At 64.0% G+C, this 21389-nt stretch carries 23 protein-coding genes; 6 read left to right on the top strand and 17 right to left on the bottom strand.

Features of this window, described 5'->3' with window-relative positions:
• Window positions 1-99: 99 nt before the first annotated feature.
• Window positions 100-837 carry a tetratricopeptide repeat protein gene (locus I6F31_RS13250; RefSeq protein WP_225142578.1) on the bottom strand — a complete coding sequence of 246 codons (738 nt, stop codon included), beginning with the start codon at window positions 835-837 and terminating at the stop codon, window positions 100-102.
• 144 nt (window positions 838-981) lie between these two features.
• Window positions 982-1587, bottom strand: coding sequence for a TetR/AcrR family transcriptional regulator (locus I6F31_RS13245; protein ID WP_225185517.1), 606 nt, complete (start codon window positions 1585-1587; stop codon window positions 982-984).
• Window positions 1588-1720: 133 nt separating this feature from the next.
• On the opposite strand from I6F31_RS13245, the gene I6F31_RS13240 reads away from it, so the two are divergent.
• Window positions 1721-2119 carry a RidA family protein gene (locus I6F31_RS13240; protein WP_036012940.1) on the top strand — a complete coding sequence of 133 codons (399 nt, stop codon included), beginning with the start codon at window positions 1721-1723 and terminating at the stop codon, window positions 2117-2119.
• Between the two features lie 47 nt (window positions 2120-2166).
• On the opposite strand, the gene I6F31_RS13235 is transcribed toward I6F31_RS13240, so the two are convergent.
• Together I6F31_RS13235 and purQ are read right to left on the bottom strand one after the other, a co-directional pair.
• Window positions 2167-3156 (bottom strand): tripartite tricarboxylate transporter substrate binding protein BugD, encoded by a 990-nt coding sequence (locus I6F31_RS13235; protein WP_225185516.1) that lies wholly within the window; start codon window positions 3154-3156, stop codon window positions 2167-2169.
• On the bottom strand, window positions 3153-3854 hold the full coding sequence (purQ, locus tag I6F31_RS13230; protein WP_225147567.1) for a phosphoribosylformylglycinamidine synthase subunit PurQ: 702 nt from the start codon (window positions 3852-3854) through the stop codon (window positions 3153-3155). The genes I6F31_RS13235 and purQ overlap by 4 nt, the downstream gene beginning before the upstream one ends.
• Before the next feature lie 167 nt (window positions 3855-4021).
• Here purQ and I6F31_RS13225 point away from each other — a divergent pair, with 167 nt between their 5' ends.
• Window positions 4022-5038 (top strand): magnesium and cobalt transport protein CorA, encoded by a 1017-nt coding sequence (locus tag I6F31_RS13225; RefSeq protein WP_225139763.1) that lies wholly within the window; start codon window positions 4022-4024, stop codon window positions 5036-5038.
• A 19-nt stretch (window positions 5039-5057) separates the two neighbouring features.
• Here the strand turns inward: I6F31_RS13225 and I6F31_RS13220 are convergent, their stop codons facing one another.
• Genes I6F31_RS13220 through purC form a run of 3 tightly spaced genes read right to left on the bottom strand, consistent with a single transcriptional unit; the run spans window position 5058 to window position 6273 of the window.
• A complete protein-coding gene (locus I6F31_RS13220) occupies window positions 5058-5243 on the bottom strand; it encodes a hypothetical protein (RefSeq protein ID WP_225185515.1) in 186 nt (61 codons plus the stop codon).
• A 5-nt stretch (window positions 5244-5248) separates the two neighbouring features.
• On the bottom strand, window positions 5249-5491 hold the full coding sequence (gene purS / locus I6F31_RS13215) for a phosphoribosylformylglycinamidine synthase subunit PurS (RefSeq protein ID WP_036012950.1): 243 nt from the start codon (window positions 5489-5491) through the stop codon (window positions 5249-5251).
• 14 nt (window positions 5492-5505) lie between these two features.
• Complete coding sequence (purC, locus tag I6F31_RS13210; protein ID WP_172782948.1) at window positions 5506-6273, bottom strand: phosphoribosylaminoimidazolesuccinocarboxamide synthase; 768 nt, start codon at window positions 6271-6273, stop codon at window positions 5506-5508.
• Between the two features lie 320 nt (window positions 6274-6593).
• Between purC and I6F31_RS13205 the strand changes: the two genes are divergently transcribed.
• Window positions 6594-6917: a DUF1476 domain-containing protein gene (locus I6F31_RS13205; protein WP_225185514.1), complete on the top strand. Its 324-nt coding sequence runs from the start codon at window positions 6594-6596 to the stop codon at window positions 6915-6917.
• Between the two features lie 5 nt (window positions 6918-6922).
• Here I6F31_RS13205 and I6F31_RS13200 read toward each other — a convergent pair whose 3' ends face one another.
• Complete coding sequence (locus tag I6F31_RS13200) at window positions 6923-8020, bottom strand: LysR family transcriptional regulator (protein WP_225185513.1); 1098 nt, start codon at window positions 8018-8020, stop codon at window positions 6923-6925.
• Between I6F31_RS13200 and I6F31_RS13195 the strand changes: the two genes are divergently transcribed.
• Window positions 8001-8828, top strand: coding sequence for an isocitrate lyase/phosphoenolpyruvate mutase family protein (locus I6F31_RS13195; RefSeq protein WP_225185512.1), 828 nt, complete (start codon window positions 8001-8003; stop codon window positions 8826-8828). The genes I6F31_RS13200 and I6F31_RS13195 overlap by 20 nt on opposite strands.
• Here I6F31_RS13195 and cynS read toward each other — a convergent pair.
• The 4 genes from cynS to I6F31_RS13175 form a co-directional block, all read right to left on the bottom strand.
• Window positions 8815-9303: a cyanase gene (cynS, locus tag I6F31_RS13190; protein ID WP_225185511.1), complete on the bottom strand. Its 489-nt coding sequence runs from the start codon at window positions 9301-9303 to the stop codon at window positions 8815-8817. The genes I6F31_RS13195 and cynS overlap by 14 nt on opposite strands.
• A gap of 15 nt (window positions 9304-9318) precedes the next feature.
• Window positions 9319-10242: an ABC transporter ATP-binding protein gene (locus I6F31_RS13185; RefSeq protein ID WP_225185510.1), complete on the bottom strand. Its 924-nt coding sequence runs from the start codon at window positions 10240-10242 to the stop codon at window positions 9319-9321.
• A 5-nt stretch (window positions 10243-10247) separates the two neighbouring features.
• The gene (ntrB, locus tag I6F31_RS13180; RefSeq protein WP_225185509.1) at window positions 10248-11087 is read right to left on the bottom strand and encodes a nitrate ABC transporter permease; all 840 of its coding nucleotides are present in this window, start codon (window positions 11085-11087) and stop codon (window positions 10248-10250) included.
• Between the two features lie 154 nt (window positions 11088-11241).
• Window positions 11242-12621 carry a CmpA/NrtA family ABC transporter substrate-binding protein gene (locus I6F31_RS13175; RefSeq protein ID WP_225185508.1) on the bottom strand — a complete coding sequence of 460 codons (1380 nt, stop codon included), beginning with the start codon at window positions 12619-12621 and terminating at the stop codon, window positions 11242-11244.
• A gap of 160 nt (window positions 12622-12781) precedes the next feature.
• Here I6F31_RS13175 and I6F31_RS13170 point away from each other — a divergent pair, with 160 nt between their 5' ends.
• Entirely contained in the window at window positions 12782-14728 is a 1947-nt protein-coding gene (locus tag I6F31_RS13170) for a sigma 54-interacting transcriptional regulator (RefSeq protein WP_225185507.1), read from the top strand.
• A gap of 117 nt (window positions 14729-14845) precedes the next feature.
• On the opposite strand, the gene I6F31_RS13165 is transcribed toward I6F31_RS13170, so the two are convergent.
• The 3 genes from I6F31_RS13165 to I6F31_RS13155 are packed head-to-tail and all read right to left on the bottom strand — an operon-like array spanning window position 14846 to window position 17484.
• Complete coding sequence (locus I6F31_RS13165) at window positions 14846-15724, bottom strand: sulfurtransferase (RefSeq protein WP_225185506.1); 879 nt, start codon at window positions 15722-15724, stop codon at window positions 14846-14848.
• Window positions 15725-15772: 48 nt separating this feature from the next.
• Window positions 15773-16906: an acyl-CoA dehydrogenase family protein gene (locus I6F31_RS13160; protein WP_225124737.1), complete on the bottom strand. Its 1134-nt coding sequence runs from the start codon at window positions 16904-16906 to the stop codon at window positions 15773-15775.
• 35 nt (window positions 16907-16941) lie between these two features.
• A complete protein-coding gene (locus I6F31_RS13155; RefSeq protein ID WP_036012963.1) occupies window positions 16942-17484 on the bottom strand; it encodes an OsmC family protein in 543 nt (180 codons plus the stop codon).
• A 247-nt stretch (window positions 17485-17731) separates the two neighbouring features.
• Between I6F31_RS13155 and I6F31_RS13150 the strand changes: the two genes are divergently transcribed.
• Window positions 17732-18379 carry a TetR/AcrR family transcriptional regulator gene (locus I6F31_RS13150; protein ID WP_225114230.1) on the top strand — a complete coding sequence of 216 codons (648 nt, stop codon included), beginning with the start codon at window positions 17732-17734 and terminating at the stop codon, window positions 18377-18379.
• A gap of 159 nt (window positions 18380-18538) precedes the next feature.
• Here I6F31_RS13150 and I6F31_RS13145 read toward each other — a convergent pair whose 3' ends face one another.
• Window positions 18539-20224 (bottom strand): tetratricopeptide repeat protein, encoded by a 1686-nt coding sequence (locus I6F31_RS13145; RefSeq protein ID WP_225185505.1) that lies wholly within the window; start codon window positions 20222-20224, stop codon window positions 18539-18541.
• A 215-nt stretch (window positions 20225-20439) separates the two neighbouring features.
• Window positions 20440-21348, bottom strand: a complete 909-nt coding sequence (locus I6F31_RS13140; RefSeq protein ID WP_225139755.1) for a LysR family transcriptional regulator — start codon at window positions 21346-21348, stop codon at window positions 20440-20442.
• Window positions 21349-21389 lie beyond the last annotated feature (41 nt).

The raw sequence follows: 21389 nt of genomic DNA, 5'->3' as shown, positions 1-21389 counted from the left end.
TCGGCGACGTCAACGGGCAGGAACGTTCTCTCAAATGTGGGCCGAACAATCAAAAGGAATCGCCCAAGGCATCAGAACAACTCACGCGGGCCTGTTTCCTCACGCCGACAACTGCTTCTCCGCGATCGACAGCCACTCGGCCTGCGCCTTGCGCAGATATTTCGGCGCGCGGCGCATCTGGATCAGCAGTTCGTTGAAGACCATGCGTGCCTCTGCGGTGCGCCCCACCGTTTGCAGCAGCATGCCGTAGCGCACCCGCGCCTCGGCGCCGGGGAAGTAGTCGGCGAGCGCGTGATATTCCTCCAGCGCCTCGTCGACACGTCCGACCTCGGCGAGCGCGCGGGCGTAGAGCAGATGCGCGTCGGCGGAATCGAAATCGGGCCATTGCTTCTGCAGATCGTCCAGCGTCGCCAGCGCATCGGCCGGGCGGCTGGCGGCAAATTGCGCCTGCGCCCTGCGCAGCGCGTAGGAGGGATCGTGGCCCATCGGCAGCTTCAGGATGTGATCATAATGCGCTTCAGCTTCGCCGAACCGGCCGATATTCGCGCACTCTTCCGCCAGCGCCGCACGGTTGGCGATGGTGTCGGTGCCGGCGAGTTGGTCGGACAGCTCGCGATAGCGCTTCTCGGGATCGAGGCGATTGGCGACACGCTGGCGCGCCTGCCGGGCACCGGGGCTGGAAAACCATTCGGGAATGAGCTCGACCGCGATATAGGCGATCGCGCCCATCATCGGCACCAGCAGGATGATGAAGGCCCAGGGGCGCAACCGTCCAGTTCGCGAGGCGTGATAGATCAGCGTGATATCGAGCAGCAGAACGACCAAAGCAACGGGCATGTGACATCCGGAAAGCACAACGACAGCCGGTCTCCTGATAATGCAATCGAACCAATGAAACAACTTTGAGTTGCTTCAACCGGCAAAAATCAGCGAACCCGGACGCGCGCCTTAATGGTGACGAGGGGTCAGTCGCCGCAAAACCTATGCAGGTTCACGCGCCTCGCGTAGCAATCCACTCGCCAGCGTTCGAAACGCGTCGACGGCCTTGCTCAGCACATTCTTGGGATCGTCGGCGGCCGCGACCCACAAGGCGGCGCTGAGCGCAGCCCCGTTCAGCAACCGCCCCGCCGCTTCGACGTCGACCGGCTTCACGATTCCCTGCTCGATCAGCGCACGGATCGTTCGCATGGTGATATCGAGACAGGCGTTCTCGCCGGGCCATTTGGAGGGATCGCCGAGCACCGCAGGTCCATCCAGAAGCATGATGCGCTGAATCTCGGGTTCGAGCGCCATCTCGATATAGGCGCTTCCCTCCGCGAGCAGACCCAGCCACGGGCTGGGCGCTTGCTCCCGGACGATGCGGAGCCGCTCCGCCATTTCACCGTCGATCTGCTCGACGACGGCCCAGAGCAGCCCCTTCTTGTCTTCGAAGTTGTGATACAGCGCGCCCCGCGTCAGACCGACGGCCGCAGTGAGCTCGTCCATCGACGCGTCTGCGTAGCCCTGCGTGGCAAATGCCGCGCGTGCGGCGCGGATGAGCCTGGCCCGGTTTTCCGCCATCGCCGCAGCGCGCTTCCCTTTTGCCATGCCCTGTCCCCTCTTGACATACGCCTCGTATGTGAGCGATATCTCACATACGAAACGTATCTGAAATTGCCGTGACGCGCCAGCCATGGAACACCCACGATCCGCTCACGCCCATTAACCGAAAGGCCCTGCCATGCCCCAGCGAGAGGCAATCTTCCCCGCCAACCGCCACGCGCTCTACAAAGTGCATCGCTACTCCGCAGCGATCCGCTCCGGTGACCTGCTGTTCGTGTCGGGGCAGGTCGGCAGCCGCGAGGACGGCTCGCCCGAACCGGTATTCGAGGACCAGGTCCGGCGCGCGTTCGCCAATTTGCGTGCCGTGCTCGCCGCTGGTGGATGCACGCTGGACGATGTCGTCGATGTCACCACGTTCCACACCGATCCGGCGAGCCAGATCGAGACGGTGATGGCCGTTCGCGCCGAGGAGATCGGCGATCCTCCCTATCCGAACTGGACGGCCGTCGGCGTGAACTGGCTTGCCGGCTTCGACTTCGAGATCAAGGTCATCGCCCGCATTCCCGTGCTCCAGTAAGCTTCCGGGCGGCCATACGCCGGCCGCCAGCAGACAACTTGGCCGGGCTACTTGTTGGCGTCGTCCGCCAGCATCTTGCGGTACTTTTCGACGTCGCGCGTCACGAGCTTTTGCAGCACGTCGGGCGCGTGCTCGTCGGCATCGGGCGCGACGGTCGACAGGTCGGCGAAGCGCTTCTTCACCGCTTCGGTCTCGACGGCCGTGCGCGCCGCGGCATTCAGCTTGGCGATCACGGCCGGCGGCGTGCCCTTGGGCGCGAACAGGCCGTTCCAGCCTTGTGCCTCGAACTCGGGCAGGCCCGCTTCCGCCGAGGTCGGCAGATCCGGCAGCGTTGAGAGCCGCACGGTCGAGCCGACCACGAGGCCCTTCACCAGCTTGTCGTTGATCGATTGGGAAACCGAGGCGGCCGCATCGCAGACGCCGTCGATCTGGCCGCCGACCGCGTCGGTCAGCGCGGGCGCGGCGCCGCGATAGCCGATCAGCGTCGCGTCGATCCCGGCTGCTGTGACGAAGCTTTTGCAGATCAGATAGTTCGAGGAGCCGACGCCGGCATGGCCGAGATTGATCTTGCCCGGATTGGCCTTGGCATAGGCGATGAACTCTTTCAGGTCCTTCGCCGGAAAGTCCTTGCGCAGCGCGATGATGCCGAACGTCTTCGCCACCATCGCGATCGGCACGAAGGAATCAGGCGTGAACGGCAGTTTTGGATAGATCGTGTAGGTCGCGGCATTGGTGCCGGCATTGCCGATCGCAATCGTATAACCATCCGGCTCGGCGCGCGAGGCCCGCGCCAGCGCGGTCGAGCCGCCGGCCCCCGCAACATTCTCGATCACGATGGTCTGGCCGAGCGCGATGCCCATCTGCTCGGCCACCGCGCGCGCGATCACGTCTGAGGTGCCGCCGGCCGCGAACGGCACGATCATGGTGATGGGACGCTTGGGATAATCCTGCGCGGATGCGCAAGTGGCGATCGAAAATGTCGCGAACGCTAGCGCCGCGATCGCGGCGAGCGCACGCTTCACCACGAACGAGATCACGCGGCTTTTTCCAGATGCTGGGCGAGACCGGCGAACAAGCCGCGACCATCGGTGCAGCCCATGATGTCTTCGACGTGGTTTTCCGGATGCGGCATCATGCCGAGCACGTTGCCCCGGTCGTTGACGATGCCGGCGATCGAATGCGCGGCGCCGTTGATGTTGTTGAAATCGTCGACTTCGCCGGCAGCGGAGCAATAGCGATAGAGCACCCGCCCCTCGCCTTCGAGCCGCTTGATGGTCTCTTCGTCCGCCTCGTAATTGCCCTCGCCATGGGCGACCGGCACGCGGATCACCTGGCCGGCATTGTAGCCGCGGGTGAATGGCGTGTCGGAGCGCTCGACGCGCAGATGCACGTCGCGGCAGATGAATTTCAGCCGCGCATTGCGCATCAACACGCCCGGCAAGAGGCCGGACTCGCAGAGGATCTGAAAACCGTTGCAGACACCGAGCACGAGGCCGCCCTTGGCCGCATAGTCGCGCACCGCATCCATCACCGGCGCACGCGCCGCAATCGCGCCGCAGCGCAGGTAATCGCCGTAGGAGAAGCCGCCGGGCACGACGACGAGATCGGTGCCCGCAGGCAGCGAGGTCTCGGCGTGCCAGACCATCGCGGGCTCGCTGCCGGAGATCAGCCTCAACGCGCGCGCCATGTCGCGCTCGCGGTTGATTCCGGGAAAGACGAGGATGGCGGCTTTCATGGCAGAGGTTCCGACGCGGCTGGGAATCGAGGCTGGCCAACGGGCCAATTCGTGAACAGACATAACCATTTGACGGGGATTTTACCAGTGCTAGCGTTGCGGAGCGCCCTTGTACACAGGCCATAGCCACGCGCCTTTGGCCGCTCGATTTGCCCGGGATTGAAGCCATGAACGTCCCGTCGCTGCCCGCATCCCTCTCCGAACCGGTATCCGCCGAGGGCGTCGTCGCCGCCGGCGCTTATGTCGACGGCCGCAGAGTCGCCAATATCGCCATCAGCGAGGCCTCGAGTTGGCGAGCCAAGCCCGGCCATGTCGTGTGGATCGGGCTGCACGAGCCCGACATGGCGCTGCTCGGCGCGGTGCAGAAGCAGTTCGACCTGCACGACCTCGCCATCGAGGACGCCAACCACGCCCATCAGCGGCCGAAGATCGAGCAATATGGCGAGGCCCTGTTCATCGTCGCGCGCACCGCGCAATTGATCGAGGGACGCATCGCCTTCGGCGAGACCCACATCTTCGTCGGCGAAGGCTATCTGGTCTCGGTGCGCCACGGCGCCTCGACCTCCTACACGCCGGTGCGCGAGCGCTGCGAGAGCTGTCCGCGGGCGCTCGCGCGCGGCGAGGACTACATCCTCTATGCCATCCTCGATTTCATCGTCGACAATTACTCGCCCGTGCTGGAGAGCATCCACGACGAGATCGAGAGCATCGAGGATGACGTGCTCTCCAAGCAGATCAGCAAGGCGCAGATCGAGCGGCTCTACATGCTGCGCCGCGACCTGTTGCGGCTCAGGACCGCGATCGGCCCGCTGGTGGAGGTCTGCCGCCGGCTGGAGCATGACGACCTGTCGATGGTGCGGCAGGCCATGCAGCCGCTGTTCCGCGACGTCACCGACCACGTCCGCAACATCCAGGAGCGCATCGATTCCATGCGCGAGGTGCTGGCCTTCGCCTTCGAGGCGAGCCTTTTGGTCGGCCAGGCCCAGGAGACGGCGGTGTCCAAGAAGCTCGCATCCTGGCTCGCCATCATCGCGGTCCCGACCGCGCTCGCCGGCATCTACGGCATGAACTTCAAGCACATGCCGGAGCTGGAATGGGAGTACGGCTATTTCATGCTGCTCGGCGTGATGCTGGCGGCATGCGGGTCGCTGTACTGGCGCTTTCGGCGGGCGGGATGGCTGTGAGTCCAGACGCTCAGACTGGTTACATGCCTCGTCTGCCAGACCACGCGCTCTGCGCCACCTGAAGGTCGTGCAGCATGAGAAGCTGCTCTTCTCGACAGGCGCTCAGCTCAGACCTGATTTCGTCGATCTTGTATTCGACATCACCGAGGGTTTGCTCGACCTGCTTCAGCAGCTCGAAAATCAGCTCTTTGCCGATATCCGCCACTCCGCTCAGGCTTTCATCTCGATCGCATAATTCTCGATCACGGTGTTCGCCAAGAGCTTGTCGGCGGCCTCCTTCAGCGCCGCCTCCGCCTTGGCCTTGTCGGCGCCGGCGAGCTCGATGTCGAACACCTTGCCCTGGCGGACGCTGGCGACGCCGTCGACGCCGAGCGACTTCAACGCGCCTTCGATGGCCTTGCCCTGCGGATCGAGGATGCCCGTCTTCAGGGTAACGGTGACACGTGCCTTCACGTCAAAAGTCCTCTTCAGCTCTTCACCAGCACCGGGCCGGTGCCCTGGGGACGCTCGTTCTCCATGAGGATGCCGAGACGCTTTGCAACTTCGGTGTAGGCTTCGAGCAGACCACCGAGATCCCTGCGGAAACGATCCTTGTCGAGCTTCTCGTTCGACTTGATGTCCCACAGCCGGCAGCTGTCCGGCGAGATCTCGTCGGCGACGATGATGCGCATCATCTCGTTCTCGAACAGGCGCCCGCACTCCATCTTGAAGTCGACGAGGCGGATGCCGATGCCGAGGAAGAGGCCGGTGAGGAAGTCGTTGACGCGGATGGCGAGCGCCATGATGTCGTCGATCTCCTGCGGCGTCGCCCAGCCGAAGGCGGTGATGTGCTCTTCCGACACCATGGGGTCGTTGAGCTGGTCGTTCTTGTAATAGAACTCGATGATCGAGCGCGGCAGCTGTGTGCCCTCCTCGATGCCGAGGCGCTGCGACAGCGAGCCGGCGGCGACGTTTCGCACCACCACCTCCAGCGGCACGATCTCGACCTCGCGAATCAACTGCTCGCGCATGTTGAGGCGGCGGATGAAATGGGTCGGCACCCCGATGTCGTTGAGGTGCTGAAACAGGTACTCCGAGATCCGGTTGTTGAGGACGCCCTTGCCCTCGATCACCTGATGCTTTTTCGCATTGAACGCGGTGGCGTCGTCCTTGAAGTGCTGGATCAGGGTACCGGGCTCGGGGCCTTCGTAAAGAACCTTTGCCTTGCCTTCATAAATGCGACGCCGACGGCTCATGGGGATGTACCGTGTTTTGTTGAAATCCATGAATTTGGTGTGCTCCGGTTGACTAGGATTACGACCCACAGCGGAGCTGCCGTGAACGGCCAGGAACCCATCTATAACCCGTTGGAAACAGAACGGGAACCAAGCCTTAGGCAACCTATCCGATTGGCTGTCCGAGCACAATCGATCCGGCCGTCCGGCACCAACTTATACCGTCTTGCCTGCGGCTTAACGGCCCGTTGTTTTGCCGATTCGTGCTATCTATGTAGGCATGCAGCCGGGTCGCCGCAACGGAAGGCTCCCGCTCCATTCAGCGAGGATTTGGAACAGGCATGAGCGAGTTCGACAAACGCCAGGAAGGCTTTGAGAAGAAGTACGCCCTCGACGAGGAGCAGAAGTTCAAGGCGGAGGCCCGCCGCAACCGGCTGCTCGGCCTGTGGGCAGCCGAGAAGCTCGGAATCACGGGTGATGCCGCCACCGCGTATGCCAAGGAGGTGGTCGCGGCCGATTTCGAGGAGGCCGGCGATGCCGACGTCGTGCGCAAGCTGACGGCCGATTTCGCCGCCAAGAACGTTGTCGTCACCGAGCAGGCGATTCGCGCCAAGATGAGCGAGTTGCTCGCGGTTGCCGCCGCCGAGGTGAAGGCGGGGAAATAATCGAGTCAACCGACCCGCCGGCGCGCAATAGCCTTGCGCGCCGGCGTTCTTCTTCTGCCTTCCCGCGTGGTCGAGACATTCGGCCCGGCATAGTTGCGGCGGATGGTTTCGAGCAGGCGCTCTGCGGCAGCGCTCAAAAACCCGTCACGACGCGTGACGAGGATGATATCCTGGTGCGCACCAAGGTCGCCCACGGCGATCGTCGCGATCGAGCCCGCACGCAGCTCCTCCGCCACATGGCTTTTTGCCAGCAGTGCAAGACCGAAGCCCGATTCCACCAGCCGCTTCTGCGCAGTGAGGCTGTCCACGGCCGTCCATTCCACCTCGCCAAGTCCCCGCGTCAGAAACAGCGCGAACACGTGAGCCGCGGCAATCTCGCGGCGCCCGCGAATCTCGGGGAATGCGATCCAGCGCTCGCCACCAAGTTCGGCGAGGCGTTTCACACGCTGTCCGGCGCGAGGATGGTCGGGCGCACAGACCACTTGCAACGATTCGCGCAGGATCTGCTCGCAGGCGAGGTCGCCGGAGCGGTCGGCGTTGTAGCGCAGGCCAATCGTGGCCTCGCCGCGCCGGATGAGATCGCTGACCTCCGCGCTGGTCGCCGTCCGCAAGCTCAGCACGACGGCGGGATGCTCCTTGGTAAACCGCTTCATGATGGTCGAGAGGCGGCTGTCAGCGAGCGTCCCGGTCACGGCCAGCGAAACCGGCCCTGCATTCTGCTTGGTCAGTGCGCGGATCGCCTGTTCGGCATCCTGCGCCGCGGCCACTGCGCGCTCGGCATAGGGGATCAGCACGCGCCCGGCATCGCTCAGCCGGGTGCGGCCTGCCACCCGCTCGAACAGGGGAACGCCGAGCTCCTGCTCCAATAGAGCGATACGGCGCGAAATCGCCGGCTGCGAGCGGTGCAGGAATTTCGCGGCATGCGAAATCCCGCCTCTGCGATGAACCGCCAGGAAGGTGTTGAGGGCGTCACTGTCCATCGCGACCTCATGCAAAAAGCTGATGATATCTGACAGAATAACAAATTTGGCGGATGACGAAAGTGCGCCTAAAGCTCGTTGGGACAGACAATGGAGACGAGCCATGACGAGCCAGTTGGACAAGGCGAGAGCGTTTCGCGCGTTGCACGAGCGGCCCGGTGCCTTCATCATTCCCAATCCATGGGATGCCGGCACCGCGAAGCTGCTCGCGGCGATGGGCTTCGAAGCCCTGGCCACTACGAGCCTCGGGGTCGCCAACATGCTCGGCAGCAGCGGCGTCAGCCTCGACGTCATCCTCGCCAACGCACGCACGATCGTGGAAGCGACCGACCTGCCCGTCAGCGTCGACCTCGAGAATTGCGGCGCACATGAGCCGAGACGCGCCGCCGAAGCTATTCGGCGTGCCGCAGACGCTGGCGCGGTGGGCGGCTCGATCGAGGATTTCAGCGGCGATCGCGATCGCCCGATCTACGACTTCTCCCACGCCGTCGAGCGCGTCCAGGCCGCGGTGGAGGTGGCACGCGCGCTGCCCATTCCGTTCACGCTGACAGCGCGGGCCGAGAACTTCCTGCACGGCCGCAAGGACATCGACGATACGATCCGCCGCCTGCAGGCCTTCGAGGCCGCTGGCGCCGACGTCCTCTATGCGCCGGGCCTGTACGATCTCGCCACGATCAGGACGGTGGTGTCCTCGCTGGGCAAGCCCTTCAACCACGTGATGGGCTTTGCCGACCCGACGCTAACCGTCGAGCAATTGTCCGCCGCTGGCGTCAAGCGCATCAGCGTCGGCGGAGCCATGTCGCGCTACGCGCTCGCAGCGTTCCTGAACTGCGCGCGCGAGATGAAGGACAAGGGGTCCTTCACCTACATCCGCGAGATGGCGCCGGTCGGCGAGCTGCGCGCCGCCTTCGCCGCGGTCACTCCTCCTTGAAGCCGTACTCCGGCACGTTGCCGCTGGAGCCGTAATATTTATACGGCAGGAACTTGCCGCTCATGGTGATCTTGACGCGGTCGCCCTTGGGGTTGGCGACGCGCTCGATGCCCATGTCGAAGTCGATCGCCGACATGATGCCGTCGCCGAACTCCTCCTCGATCAGCGCCTTCCAGGCCGGACCGTTCACCATCACCATCTCGTAGAAGCGGTAGATCAGCGGGTCGGTCGGCGGCATCGGCGTGCCGGTGCCGCGCATCGGCACCTCGTTGAGCATCGCAACTTCCGCCTTCGACAGGCCGAACAGCTCGCCGGCATTGGCAGCCTGCGGCTTGGTCAGCTTCATCTGGCCCATGATCGCACCGACGATCAGCACCTCGGAATAGCCGCCGATCTTTTCGCAGATGTGTTTCCAGCTCCAGCCCTTCTCGCGCTTGATGTCGAGCAGCTTCTCGGTGAGGTCTTCGCGTTTCATGTCAGGATCTCCTTGTTAGGCGCTCAATCCGGGATTTGTCCCGGGCATCCAAGTTTGTCGTGGCTCTTCGCCGTTTGATGCGATCGAGAGCCCGGGCTTGCCGATCTGCACCGTCGGCACGTTGCGCGGATCGTGATCCGGCTTTTCAGTGGTGAAGTTCTTGCTGCGCGTCACCAGGAAATCGATGATGTGGTTGCGCAGCGCGTAGTACAGCGGATGGCGGTGCAGGTCGGTGCGGCCGCGGTCCCGCGGCAGCGGGTTCTCGACCACCTCCGCCAGCACCGCGCCGGGACCGTTGGTCATCAGGAAGATCTTGTCGGCGAGATAGATCGCCTCGTCGACGTCATGGGTGATCATGAACGCGGTCTGCCCGGACTCCAGGCAAATCCGCCGCACCTCGTCCTGCAGCGTGCCGCGCGTCAGCGCGTCCAGCGCCGAGAACGGCTCGTCCATCAGCATCATCTTCGGCGTGATCGACAGCGCCCGTGCGATGCCAACGCGCTGCTTCATGCCGCCCGACAGCTCCGAGGGACGCTTGTGCTCGGCGCCGGAGAGGCCGACCAGATCGATGAACTTCTGCGCATGCGCCTTGACCTTGGCGCGGTCCCAGCTGCGCCATTTCGAGCTGACGGCATAGGCGACGTTGCCGAGCACCGTGCGCCAGGGCAGCAGCGCATGGCTCTGGAAGATCACGGCGCGGTCGAGGCTGGTGCCCGAGATCGCCTGACCGTCGACGATGACCGCGCCCTCGCTCGGCGCATCGAGCCCGGCGAGGATGTTGAGCACCGTGGTCTTGCCGCAGCCGGAATGGCCGATCACGCAAGCGAACTCGCCGCGCGCCATCGAGAGCCAGAGGTTCTCGAAGATGGTGGTCGTCGCGCCGCCCGCACCTGGATAGCGCTTGGCGATGCCTTCGATCGAGATGAACTTGTCGGTCATCGCCTCTACTCCGGAAACGTGACCATGCGCGTGAAGCGCGCCAGGATCTGGTCGAGCAGCATTCCGACGATCCCGATCAGGAGGATCGCGATGATGACGTTGGTGATCGACAAATTATTCCACTCGTTCCAGACGAAGTAGCCGATGCCGGTGCCGCCGACGAGCATCTCGGCGGCGACGATCACGAGCCAAGCGATGCCGATCGAGATGCGCATGCCCGTCAGAATGGTCGGGGCCGCTGCCGGCAGGATCACGGTGAAGGCCCGCCTGACGGTGCCGACCTCGAGCGTGCGCGCGACGTTGATCCATTCCTTGCGCACGCTCGCGACGCCGAACACCGTGTTGAGCAGCATCGGCCAAATCGAGCAGATGAAGATGACGAAGATCGCGGAGACCGAGGAATCCTTAATTGTGTAGAGCGCGAGCGGCATCCAGGCCAAAGGCGAGATCGGCTTCAAGACCTGGATGAACGGATCGAGCGCCTTGCTCAGCAGCGGCGACATGCCGATCAGAAAGCCGAGCGGGATCGCCACCAGCACGGCCAGCAGATAGCCGGTGCCGACGCGCGCAATGGAATAGCCGAACTGGATGCCGAGCCCCTTGTCGTTCGGCCCGTTGTCGTAGAACGGCCGCTTCAGATGCTCCCAGAGCTTTGCGCCGACATCGAGCGGCCCGGGCATCGCCGATTTGCCCTGCGTCGCCGTGAGGCCCATCAGCTTGGCGTATTCCGGGCTCATCGTCGCCGTCGTGCCGGTCGAGCGTGTGGCGAGATGCCAGATGCCGAGGAAGGCGGCGAGCAGCACGATGGAGACGAGGCCGGCGCGGAGGCGGAGGGAGGCGGTCATCTCCCTCTCCCCGTTCTTACGGGGGCGCGACGAGCTTCGCTCGCGCTGAGAGGGTCGGGGTGAGGGGCCTCCCTCGACACGTGAGATTGTCGAGGGACCTGTGCCCCCGACCTCTCCCCGCAAGCTGGGCGAGGTGAAGATAGAGCGCTGGCCATCACGACGCCTTCCTGATCTTGAAGCTCGCCAGATAGTCCTCGGGCTTGGCCGGATCGAAATTCTTGCCCATCACCGCGAACGACTTGTAGGCACTCGCCGGCGGCGTGAGGCCCATCTCGGTCATCAGCTTCTTGGTATCGGTTGCCAGATACACCTGCTCGGCCACCGCCTTGTAGTCGACGTCGCCCTTGATCTGGCCCCAGCGCTTCATCTGCGTCAGCATCCACACCGCGAAGGACTGCCAGGGGAACGGATCGAAATCGACGCGCTTGGGATCGGTCTTCACCCCGCCGAGCCCGTCGGCATAGGTGCCGGTCAGGACCTGCTCCAGCACGGTGACCGGCGCGTTGATGTAGTTCGCAGGCGCGATGGCTTCAGCGATCTGCTTGCGGTTCTCGGCCTTGGAAGCATAGGCGGTGGCATCGACGATCGCCCGCGTCAGCGCCGCGAAGCTGTTCGGCGCGGTGGTGATGAACTCGCGGCTGGCGGCAAAGCTGCAGCAGGGATGGCCGTCCCAGATCTCCTTGGAGAGGAGATGCATGAAGCCGACGCCGTCATAGATTGCGCGCTGGCAGATGTTGTCGGGCGCGAGGAAGCCGTCGATGTTGTCGGCACGCAGATTCGCGACCATCTCCGGCGGCGGCACCGAGCGCAGCTGCACGTCGGTATCGGGATCGAGACCGTGCTCGGCGAGGTAATAGCGCAAGAGATAATTGTGCATGGAATAGTCGAAGGGGATGGCGAATTTCAGCCCCTTCCAGTCCTTCGGATCGCGCTTGTCCTTGTGCTTGCTCGCCAGCACGATGCCCTGGCCGTTGATGTTCTCGATGGCCGGGACGGTGAACGGAATGGCGTTGGCGCCAAGGCCGAGCGAGATCGCGATCGGCATCGGTGCCAGCATGTGCGCGGCGTCGTATTCCTTGTTGATGGTCTTGTCGCGGATCACGGCCCAGCCGGCGGTCTTCACCACTTCGACGTTGAGGCCGTGCTTGGCATAGAAGCCCATTGGCGCGGCCATGATGATCGGCGTGGCGCAGGTGATCGGGATGAAGCCGACCTTGAGGTCCTTCTTCTCGGGCGCGCCGGCTTGCGCGAACACCTCGGTCGCCGTCCGAATCGGGAAGAATTGCGACAGCGCCGCGAGCGCGGTCGATGCTCCGACCGACTTCAGAAAAGCACGCCGCGCCACGTCCTGCGGAAACATCGCGCGCATCAATGCGGAGGCGACCACGCCCTCGTAGCGCTGCTCTTCGCTTGCGACCGGCTCGCAATGCAGCGCCGTCGCCTGCTCATGCTCAGCTGCGGAACGATGCTGGCCGCAAACACAGCCGGCTCGAAGCTTGCGATCGGGATCAAACGGATTGTCGAACGTGGACATCGGCCCTCCTGCGCGTCAATGCGAGAAGGAATTACGCAAGGAGCATGCCACCGACGAATAGGCAGGCATTGCCTTGATGACGCAGCATTTTCACCCGCGCTTGGCCGCTACGAAAACTCGTGATAAACGAGATTTCGTAGTTCAATTACGAGATTTCGCAATGGCAACGACGCCAATGCCCGCCCACGACGAGGTGGCCCCCGTCATCGACCCGCGCATCGCGGCCTTCGAATCCTCGGTCGAGGCGATGCTGCTGGTCGATCCCTTTGGCGACCAGATCGTCGATGCCAATCCCGCCGCCGGCGCCCTGCTCGGTTACGACCGCGCTTTGCTGCGGCAGACCAGGGCCAGCACGCTCCACGCCGGCGAGCTTGCCGCCCTCACCGTCTTCACCCAGGCCGTGCTGCACAAGGGCGCCTACTGGACCACGGCGCTCAATCCACGCCACGCGACCGGGCAAGATCTCAAGCTCGAATATGCCGGCTGCCTGCTGCCGCATGACGGCCGCTCGCTGCTGCTGCTGACGCTGACCGACCTCGAAGCCCGCCGCCGGCGCAATGTCGATGCCGCCGCCGAGGACCATATGCGCGGCGGCATCTCGACCTGGCAGCGCGTCGAGCGCGTGTTCCAGGACATCGAGCGCGAGAACCAGCTGATCCTGCGCGCCGCCGGCGAAGGCATCTACGGCGTCAACGCCGAAGGCAAGACCACCTTCGTCAACCCCGCGGCCGAGCGCATGCTGGGCTGGACCGCCGAGGAGCTGGTCGGCAAGGAGATCCACCCGATCGTCCACCACACCCACCACGACGGCCGGCACTATCACAACCACGATTGCCCGATCTATGCGGCGTTCCGCGACGGCGCCGTGCACCAGGTCGACGGCGAGGTGTTTTGGCGCAAGGACGGCTCGCCCGCCTGGGTCGAGTACACGTCGACGCCGATCCGCGATCGCGGCGTCGTGGTCGGCGCCGTCGTGGTGTTTCGCGACGTCAGCCAGCGCCGCGAGGCCGCCGAGAAGCTGCACGCGGCGCTGGCCGAGGTCGACCGCCTGCGCGAGCGGCTCGAGCTGGAGAACGCCTATCTCCAGGAGGAAATCCGCATCGAGACCAATCCGCGCGGCATCATCGGCGGCAGCGAGGCGATCCAGAAGACGCTGCGCCAGGTCAAGCTGGTGGCACCGACCACCGCGGCGGTGATGATCACCGGCGAATCCGGCACCGGCAAGGAGCTGATCGCGCGCGCCATCCACGAGGATTCCACCCGCAGCGACCGGCCGCTGATCCGCGTCAACTGCGCCGCGATCCCGCGCGAATTGTTCGAGAGCGAGTTCTTCGGCCATGTCCGCGGCGCCTTCACCGGCGCAACGCGCGACCGCATCGGCCGCTTCGAGCTCGCCGACGGCGGCACGCTGTTCCTGGACGAGGTCGGCGAGATCCCGCTCGAGCTGCAAGGCAAGCTGCTGCGCGTGCTGCAGGAAGGCCATTTCGAGCGTGTCGGCGAGGCGCGCACCCGCGCCGTCGACGTTCGCGTCATCGCCGCGACCAATCGCGATCTCAAGCAGGAGGTCCAGCGCGGCCGCTTTCGCGAGGATCTCTACTTCCGTCTCAACGTGTTTCCGATCGAGACCGTCCCCTTGCGCGAACGCCGCGAGGACATTCCCCTGCTGGCCCAGCATTTCCTGACGCGCGAGAGCAAGGCGCTGAAATCGAACCTCCGTCTGTCGGAGGGCGATGCGCGGCGGCTGACCCGCTACAACTGGCCCGGCAATGTCCGCGAACTCCAGAACGTGATCGAGCGCGCCGCGATCCTGTCGCAGAACGGCCGCCTGCGCATCGATCTGCCCGATCCTTCAGGTGAACAAGCGCCCAGCGGCGCCACCCGCCAGAGGCCCGACGCGCGCCCCGCAATCATGACGTCGTCGGAAATGCGCGACCACGAGCGCGCCAACATTCTCGCCGCGCTTGAGGCCTGCGCCGGAAAAGTCTTCGGCCCCGGCGGCGCCGCCGAGATCCTCGACATCAAGCCGACCACGCTGGCCTCACGGATCAAGGCGCTGGGAATCGCGCCTCGTCCGCAAGGGGCCCATCCTTCGAGACGCCCGCTTTAGGCGGGCTCCTCAGGATGAGGTCGGAGGGCGCGGCAACAGTATCAACAGACACCGGTGCCGCTTAGCCTCATCCTGAGGAGACCGCGAAGCGGTCGTCTCGAAGGACGAGGCGCGCGCTCAGGCTGCCTTGGTGGTGACGTCCGATGCGATCGGCAGGCCCTGCTCGATCGGCAGCGAGGGATCGCGCGACCATTCGTTCCAGGAGCCGAAATACATCCGCACGTCCTTCACGCCGGCGTTCTTCAGCGCCAGGAACGTGTTCGAGGCGCGCGCCCCCTTGAAGCAGTAGAGATAGACCGGCGTAGTCTGCGAGATGCCGACCGTGGCGCATTCCGCCAGAATCTCGTCCTTGGATTTGAAGCGCGGGCCTTCGACGGTCGGCTTCATCATGCGATACCATTCCAGCCACACCGCGCCCGGGATGCGGCCCTTGCGCGGGCAGAAATCCTTGCCGTACGGGGACGAGCTGTCGCCGATCCACTCGTCGACGTCGCGCACGTCGAGGATCGCGATGCCCGGCTTGCCGACGGCGGCGAGCATGGTCTTGGCGTCGATCAGGATCTCGCCCGCTTCGGGCACGATCGAGAAAGAGGCCTTCCCAGGTGTGGGAACATCGTTGGTCACCGGGAAGCCCGCGGCCGACCAGGCGTCGAAGCCGCCATGCAGCACCTTCACCTTGGGATAGCCGAGCATGGTGAGCAGGTAATAGCCGCGGCAGGACTGGCCGAAGCCGGAGTTCATCGACTGTTCGTAGATCACCGCCGTCTCCTTGCCGGAAAGACCGGCGCTGCCGAACGCATCGGCGAACTTGGTCTTGAGCTCGGCCATGCCCTCGGGCGTGGAGGTCGCGAGGAACGTGAAGATCTCATGCACGTTGACGGCGCCCGGCAGATGGCCGGCGGCGTAGGCGTCGGGATTGCGGGTGTCGATGACGACACACGGCTCGGTCTTCAAGAGATCGGCGAGTTCGACGGCAGTGATCAGAACGTCAGTCATGGCAGCCTCTCCGTTGAGGTTGGGGGTCTTCGGGTGGACTCGTAGAACTCAGGACTCGGCCAGCATCTTGCGCAGCTGCTTGGTGGCCGGCGTGACGATCGCGACGAAATAGGCCTCGCGTAGGCGCCGCTGCGCGCGGTGGCTCTTGAGGTAGCCGCGGGCACCACAATGCAGCATCGCCGCATGCGCCGCCGCGACACTGGCTTCGCCGGCGCGCAGCCGCAGCGCAATCACCTTGCGCCAGTAGGTCTCCTCCTCGTTGTAGGGATCGCGCGCCAGCGCCATGGTCTCGGCCTCGAGCTCGGCGGCGAGCTCGCGGAAATGCACCGGCTGCTGCGGCAAATAGCGGTTGATATGGCCGAGGGGATTGTCGACCTCGTCCATGATGTTGATGCAATCCTTGATCACCCCCAGCGCCATGCCGGCCTGCAGCAGGATGAAGCCGGCGCGGATCTTCTTGACGAAGGGCGCGGCGGGATCGGCCAGGATCAGCTCATCGGGCACGAAAGCGTCGCGGAACTGCACGCCATAGGTGCCGGTGCCGTCCATCGCGAGGAACGGCTTGCAGGGCGTCAGCGTGATCGCGGGGTCGGAGCAATCGGCCAGGAACATGACAGTGCCGGGCTCGCCACTTGCGATGCCCGGCTCGTCCTCGCGCTCGAAGATGGTGCCGAAGTAGTGATCAGGCCCGAGGTTGGAGACCCAGGGCAACGCACCGCGCACGATATAGCCGCCCTCGACCTTGCGGCCCTTTAGCTTGAGCTTCTCGATGCCGAAGAAGCTCTTCATGGGATTGGAGAGCCCGGTGCCGCCAAGCACGCGGCCGGTCGAGAAGGCATCTCCGAAGCGCTTTGCGAGCTTCACATTGGTGGAGTTCGCCGCGTACCAGACCAGCGTGTTCTGGCACCACGCCATGAAGGCCGTGGCACCGCAGACCTCGCCGATCGCCGCCATCGCCTGGATCGCGCAGCGCAGATCGGCGGGGCCTTCGTGCGGCACATGGCTGCCCCACGCTCCGACCGCGCCGAACTTGCGCAGCACCTCGGCTGGATAGACCGAACCGTCGTCGATGCCGGCGGCCAGCGGCGCGAGCTCTTGGCGCGCGATCCGCGCCACCTCGTCCGCAATGGACGGTGCGGGCTGATCCAGAACGTCGGCCCGCGATAAAGCCAGTGAACCCATGATCGTCTCCCGCACCCTGTCCTGATTGCCGTCTGCTAGATGCCGACCTCGAGATTGACCGGCCGCGTGAAGGTGTTGGCGACCGGCGACCATTTCTTCACATGGGCGACCAGCGCGTTGATCTCGTCCGGCGAGATGCCCTCGCATTCCATGTCGACCTTGACGCGGACATCGGTGAAGCCGACCGGCTTGTCGGAGGTGTCGCCGGTGCCCCAGACCGCGGTGATGTTGAGATCGCCTTCGAGCTCGAGCTCGAGCTTGTTGACGATCCAGCCGCGGTGCACGGCGTTGGCATGCAGGCCGACCGCGAGGCACGAGCCGAGCGCGGCCAGCGAGGCTTCCGACGGATTGGGCGCGGTGTCGTCACCTAAGAGACCCGGCGGCTCGTCGACGATGTAGGGCTGCAGGTTGCGGATGTAATTGGCGTGGCGGAATTTGCCCTCCGCGACCGTCTTGCACTTCAAGGTCTTGATGACCTTCGGGTTTGCCTTGCCGTTGGCAATCAGTTGCTCGAGCCCGTTCTTGTCGATGGGCGCGAGGCACCCCGTCAGCACTGTCTTCTGAACGACGGCAGTCATCAATCTTCTCCCTGGCAGAAGTGGAAATCGGCAGGATACCGAACGGTCTGTTTCCTTGCATGGAGCGTGCCAGATCTCGCGAAAAACAAAAGGCGAGGCTTTGGAGCCGCTTAAACGTCGCTGCCTGCAGATTGGTCAGCCCACTCCTGCTCAAAGGCGGAGCAGCCGCGCGCGCGGATGCGAATCTTTTCGGCGCCGAACAGATGCGGCTTGCTGATGCGAGGCGGCTGCGATTAAGTTGTCGCTCATGGCAAAGCCGTCATCGAAGAAGAATCCGCCCCACGCCGCTGCCGGCGACGACGAATCCGCACGCGGTCGCCTTCTCAACGCGGCGACGCATCTGTTCTGCAAGAACGGCATCAACGCCACCGGCATCGATGCGATCATCGAAGAGGCCGGTACCGCCAAGACCACGCTCTACAAATTATTCGGCTCCAAGACCAACCTCGTCAACGCCGTGCTGGAGAGCGAAGGCAAGCAATGGCGCGAATGGTTCATCGGCGCCATGGAGCAAGGCGGCGGCGATGCGCAGGCGAAACTCACGCGCATCTTCCCCGCGCTGAAGAGCTGGTTCGCCGAAGAGCGCTTCTACGGCTGCCCCTTCATCAACGCCGTCGGCGAGCACGACAAGGACGCCAAGCAATTCCGCAACATCGCGCTGAAGCACAAGAAGATCGTGCTCGGTCACATCGAGAAGCTCGCCGGCGAGCTCGGCTCGGCCGAGCCTGCAGTGCTGGCGCACCAGCTCGGCCTCATCATCGACGGCGCCATCGTCGCCGCCATGATCTCGCGCGACCCGGCCGTCGCGGATACCGCGGCGCTTACGGCAGGCCCCCTGCTCGGCCAGGCCAAGGCGAAGAAGAAGCGCGCGGCGGAGCAGTTGGAGGCCGTGTGACGGTTCTTGCTTCGTAACGGGGACACTGTCCCGGATTGCGCTGCGCTCCATCCGGGCTACGATGACTTCGTAGGGTGGGCAAAGGCGCGACGCGCCGTGCCCACCATTCCGTCTCAACTGTAAGCTTTGATTTGCCCGCCTACGGACCCGTCCGCTCGATCAGCGGCTCGCTCGCAGCGCGGCAAGCTCGACGTCGGCGGCCGACTTCTCGATAAAGGTCCTCGGGCAATCGGCAGCCGCCTGCTCGAACAGTTTTAACGCCTCTTCCCTGGAGCCGCTCTGCAGGGCTCGCTCGGCAATATAGAAATTCGCCTCGCAGACCTGCCCCTTCTTCTTCGCCGGGTCGGCATCGTCCGCTGCGCTGCGCACTTGCTCCGGCGTCGTCGTACCCAGGAAGAGGTTGACGACCGGCGCGGGCCATTTCGTCGCGTCGAGCCGCTTTGCAGCCTCGCTCAGCCGGCTCGGTTGGTCGCTGCGCCTTGCAACAATTTCGCGCCAGATGACTGGATAGGCACCTTTCGGATCGAGCTCGATCGCCTGATTCAGATCGGTCAACGATTGGGCGAAGGAAGCGGTCTGCCAATAGAGCCTCGCACGATGAAAGTAGGCGCGCGCATCCTTGGGATCGAACTGCACGAGTTGATCGTAGTCCTCGAGCGAGCGGCCGAAGTCCCCCTTGGCCTTGTACGCGTTGGCGCGGAGCCCGAATGCATCCTTATCCTTGGGGTTGAGGCGTATCGCGTCATCGAAGTCTGCGATAGCGCGGTCAAGCTCCCCTTTCGCGTGGTAGGCCCCACCCCGAGCGCGGAGCACGGGGCCATCCGTGGACGCGAGCGCAATCGATTCACCTGCGACGGACGCAGAAATGGGATCTGCATCCTGACCTTGAAGCTGACTCTGCCGATCGCCGGTGTTTCCTTGACCCTTATGTGCCAGCTGGATCACCTGATTGTAATCGGCAATGGCGCGATCGTAATCACCCTTTTGAAAATAGGCGACGCCCCGGCAACCATAGGCAGACCGGCTCTGTGGGTTTAGCTCGATGATCCGGTCATAGTCGGCGATCGCGCGGTCGAGTTCACCCAGTTGAGAAAAGGATTCGGCTCGGAAGTAGTAAAAATTCTCGCTTCTGGGTTTGATCTGGATGGTTTGATCCAGTGCGGCCAACGCGAGCTCTCTCTTACCCTTTGCGAAGTAAACTCGACCGCGGCACAATTGGCCTCCACCGTTTTGCGGGCTGATCTCGACCGCACGATCGCAGTCAGCCATGGCCCGATCGGGATCCCCATTCCGGACGTAAGAGAGGCCTCGTTCGACATGCGCTATGACATTGTCCGGATGAATCAGAAGGGCCTGATCATAATCGGCGATGGCACGGACGAAGTCGCGTCTCGCCGAATAGACGTGAGCACGTCCGATATAGGCGTAGGTATTCTTCGGATCGAGCTCGATCACCTTGGCATAATCAAGCAGCGCAGCCTCGGGCTCTCGCTTTTGGATCAGCGCAGAAGCCCTCGCGATGCGGGAGTTCAGATTGCCCGGATCGCGCTCAATGATCTCGTTGTAGTCCGCTATCGCAAGGTCGATCTCGCCCTTCTGGCGGTAGAACATGGCGCGGCGGAAGCGCGCCATGACCACACCTTGCTGCATGCCCGTCCCCGCCGCCTGAATGATGGCGGTGCAGCCTGCGATCCTGTCATCGAGGCTGAAATTGCCGACCGCGTTACACTTGGAAGCCAACGGCATTTCCGCGCGAGCGCCTGACATTTCGAGCAAGGCCGTCAGCGCCACAACACCGAAGCTTGCTGCCGCACGAACTCCTGCGCGGCCGATCCTTCCAAACATGCAGTCCCCACTCAATTTCCAGAGACTTCATAGCAACCAATCTTGTCTATGCACAGCCCTTGGTTGCGCACTTGCAGGCGACGGGTCCGTGCGGCCCGATGCTCAGGCCGACTTGGTCATCATCCCCTGAAGCCGCACCAGTTCCGCCTCCAGATCACCGCTCCACATCCACTGCCCTAATGTCGAGCACGCGACGCGCCTCGAGCCGTGTCCGCCTACGCCTCGGCGATCTGCAACAAGGCCTCGCGAAAAGCCAGCGCGGCTGGTCCGAGCGGCTGGTCCAGCCGGTGCGCGAGATAGGCTTCTGCGGCAACCTGGCTGCGCCGTCCGAGGGCGGTGGTGGCAAGGCGCACGAGGCGCCTTTCCCTCAGATCGCGCTCCACCAGCCAGAACGGCAGGCGGCCCCAGCCGAGACCGGCGAGAATCATCGCATGCTTGGTGTCCTGATTGGTGACCCGGCAGGTCTGGGGCGAAAGCACACCGAACATGCGCCCTTCCGTCAGCGGCGTCGGATCGGACAGAACGATCTGCAGATGATCGGCCAGATCCTGAAGGCTGATCCTGTTGCGCGATTGCCGCCTCGCCAATGGGTGCTCAACGGAAACGACGGCAACCTGCTCGACCGACGAGACCGCCTCGACTGCGATCCGCGGGTCGCGGAAATCCTCGCCGACCACGATCGCGAGCGAACTGCGCTTGTCGATCAGCGAGGCGATCGGTCCACCCAGCGGCTCGACCGCAAGCCTGATCGAAACCGAGGGATAGGCAGCGCGCATCTTCGTCAATGCCGCACCGACCATGCCGATCGGAAACAATGTGTCGATTGTCAAGGAAAGCTCGAGCTCGACTCCCTCGCCAAGGCCCCGGGCTCTCGCCCGCATCGCATCCACTCTGAGAAGAATGTCACGTGCGTTCGCGAGCAGTGACTGTCCCTCAGGCGTCAGGACGGGCCGATGACCCGTGCGATCGAACAGCGCAAGACCCAGCTCGGCCTCCAGATTGGCGATGGCATGGCTGATGGCGGACTGAACACGGGACAGCCGAGCGGCCGCCGAGCGAAAGCTCCCGCTTTCCGACACCGTCACGAATGTTCGCAACTGATCAAGCGTCAGCACATCCAGCATGATCTATCCAATCGATCGAACTCATCGATCTTATCGCGCTA

It is taken from the genome of Bradyrhizobium sp. NBAIM01 (assembly GCF_020194115.1).
GTDB lineage: Bacteria > Pseudomonadota > Alphaproteobacteria > Rhizobiales > Xanthobacteraceae > Bradyrhizobium > Bradyrhizobium yuanmingense.
The sequence above is the reverse complement of the archived record's forward strand: the minus strand, read 5'-3'. Positions and strand labels throughout refer to the sequence as shown.

Excerpts from the sequence above, each read along its gene's own strand:
- I6F31_RS13250 (WP_225142578.1), bottom strand. The coding sequence starts at position 837 with ATGCCCGTTGCTTTGGTCGTTCTGCTGCTCGATATCACGCTGATCTAT.
- I6F31_RS13245 (WP_225185517.1), bottom strand. The coding sequence starts at position 1,587 with ATGGCAAAAGGGAAGCGCGCTGCGGCGATGGCGGAAAACCGGGCCAGG.
- I6F31_RS13240 (WP_036012940.1), top strand. The coding sequence starts at position 1,721 with ATGCCCCAGCGAGAGGCAATCTTCCCCGCCAACCGCCACGCGCTCTAC.
- purQ (WP_225147567.1), bottom strand. The coding sequence starts at position 3,854 with ATGAAAGCCGCCATCCTCGTCTTTCCCGGAATCAACCGCGAGCGCGAC.
- I6F31_RS13225 (WP_225139763.1), top strand. The coding sequence starts at position 4,022 with ATGAACGTCCCGTCGCTGCCCGCATCCCTCTCCGAACCGGTATCCGCC.
- purC (WP_172782948.1), bottom strand. The coding sequence starts at position 6,273 with ATGAGCCGTCGGCGTCGCATTTATGAAGGCAAGGCAAAGGTTCTTTAC.
- I6F31_RS13205 (WP_225185514.1), top strand. The coding sequence starts at position 6,594 with ATGAGCGAGTTCGACAAACGCCAGGAAGGCTTTGAGAAGAAGTACGCC.
- I6F31_RS13195 (WP_225185512.1), top strand. The coding sequence starts at position 8,001 with ATGACGAGCCAGTTGGACAAGGCGAGAGCGTTTCGCGCGTTGCACGAG.
- cynS (WP_225185511.1), bottom strand. The coding sequence starts at position 9,303 with ATGAAACGCGAAGACCTCACCGAGAAGCTGCTCGACATCAAGCGCGAG.
- I6F31_RS13185 (WP_225185510.1), bottom strand. The coding sequence starts at position 10,242 with ATGACCGACAAGTTCATCTCGATCGAAGGCATCGCCAAGCGCTATCCA.
- ntrB (WP_225185509.1), bottom strand. The coding sequence starts at position 11,087 with ATGACCGCCTCCCTCCGCCTCCGCGCCGGCCTCGTCTCCATCGTGCTG.
- I6F31_RS13175 (WP_225185508.1), bottom strand. The coding sequence starts at position 12,621 with ATGTCCACGTTCGACAATCCGTTTGATCCCGATCGCAAGCTTCGAGCC.
- I6F31_RS13170 (WP_225185507.1), top strand. The coding sequence starts at position 12,782 with ATGGCAACGACGCCAATGCCCGCCCACGACGAGGTGGCCCCCGTCATC.
- I6F31_RS13165 (WP_225185506.1), bottom strand. The coding sequence starts at position 15,724 with ATGACTGACGTTCTGATCACTGCCGTCGAACTCGCCGATCTCTTGAAG.
- I6F31_RS13160 (WP_225124737.1), bottom strand. The coding sequence starts at position 16,906 with ATGGGTTCACTGGCTTTATCGCGGGCCGACGTTCTGGATCAGCCCGCA.
- I6F31_RS13155 (WP_036012963.1), bottom strand. The coding sequence starts at position 17,484 with ATGACTGCCGTCGTTCAGAAGACAGTGCTGACGGGGTGCCTCGCGCCC.
- I6F31_RS13150 (WP_225114230.1), top strand. The coding sequence starts at position 17,732 with ATGGCAAAGCCGTCATCGAAGAAGAATCCGCCCCACGCCGCTGCCGGC.
- I6F31_RS13145 (WP_225185505.1), bottom strand. The coding sequence starts at position 20,224 with ATGTTTGGAAGGATCGGCCGCGCAGGAGTTCGTGCGGCAGCAAGCTTC.
- I6F31_RS13140 (WP_225139755.1), bottom strand. The coding sequence starts at position 21,348 with ATGCTGGATGTGCTGACGCTTGATCAGTTGCGAACATTCGTGACGGTG.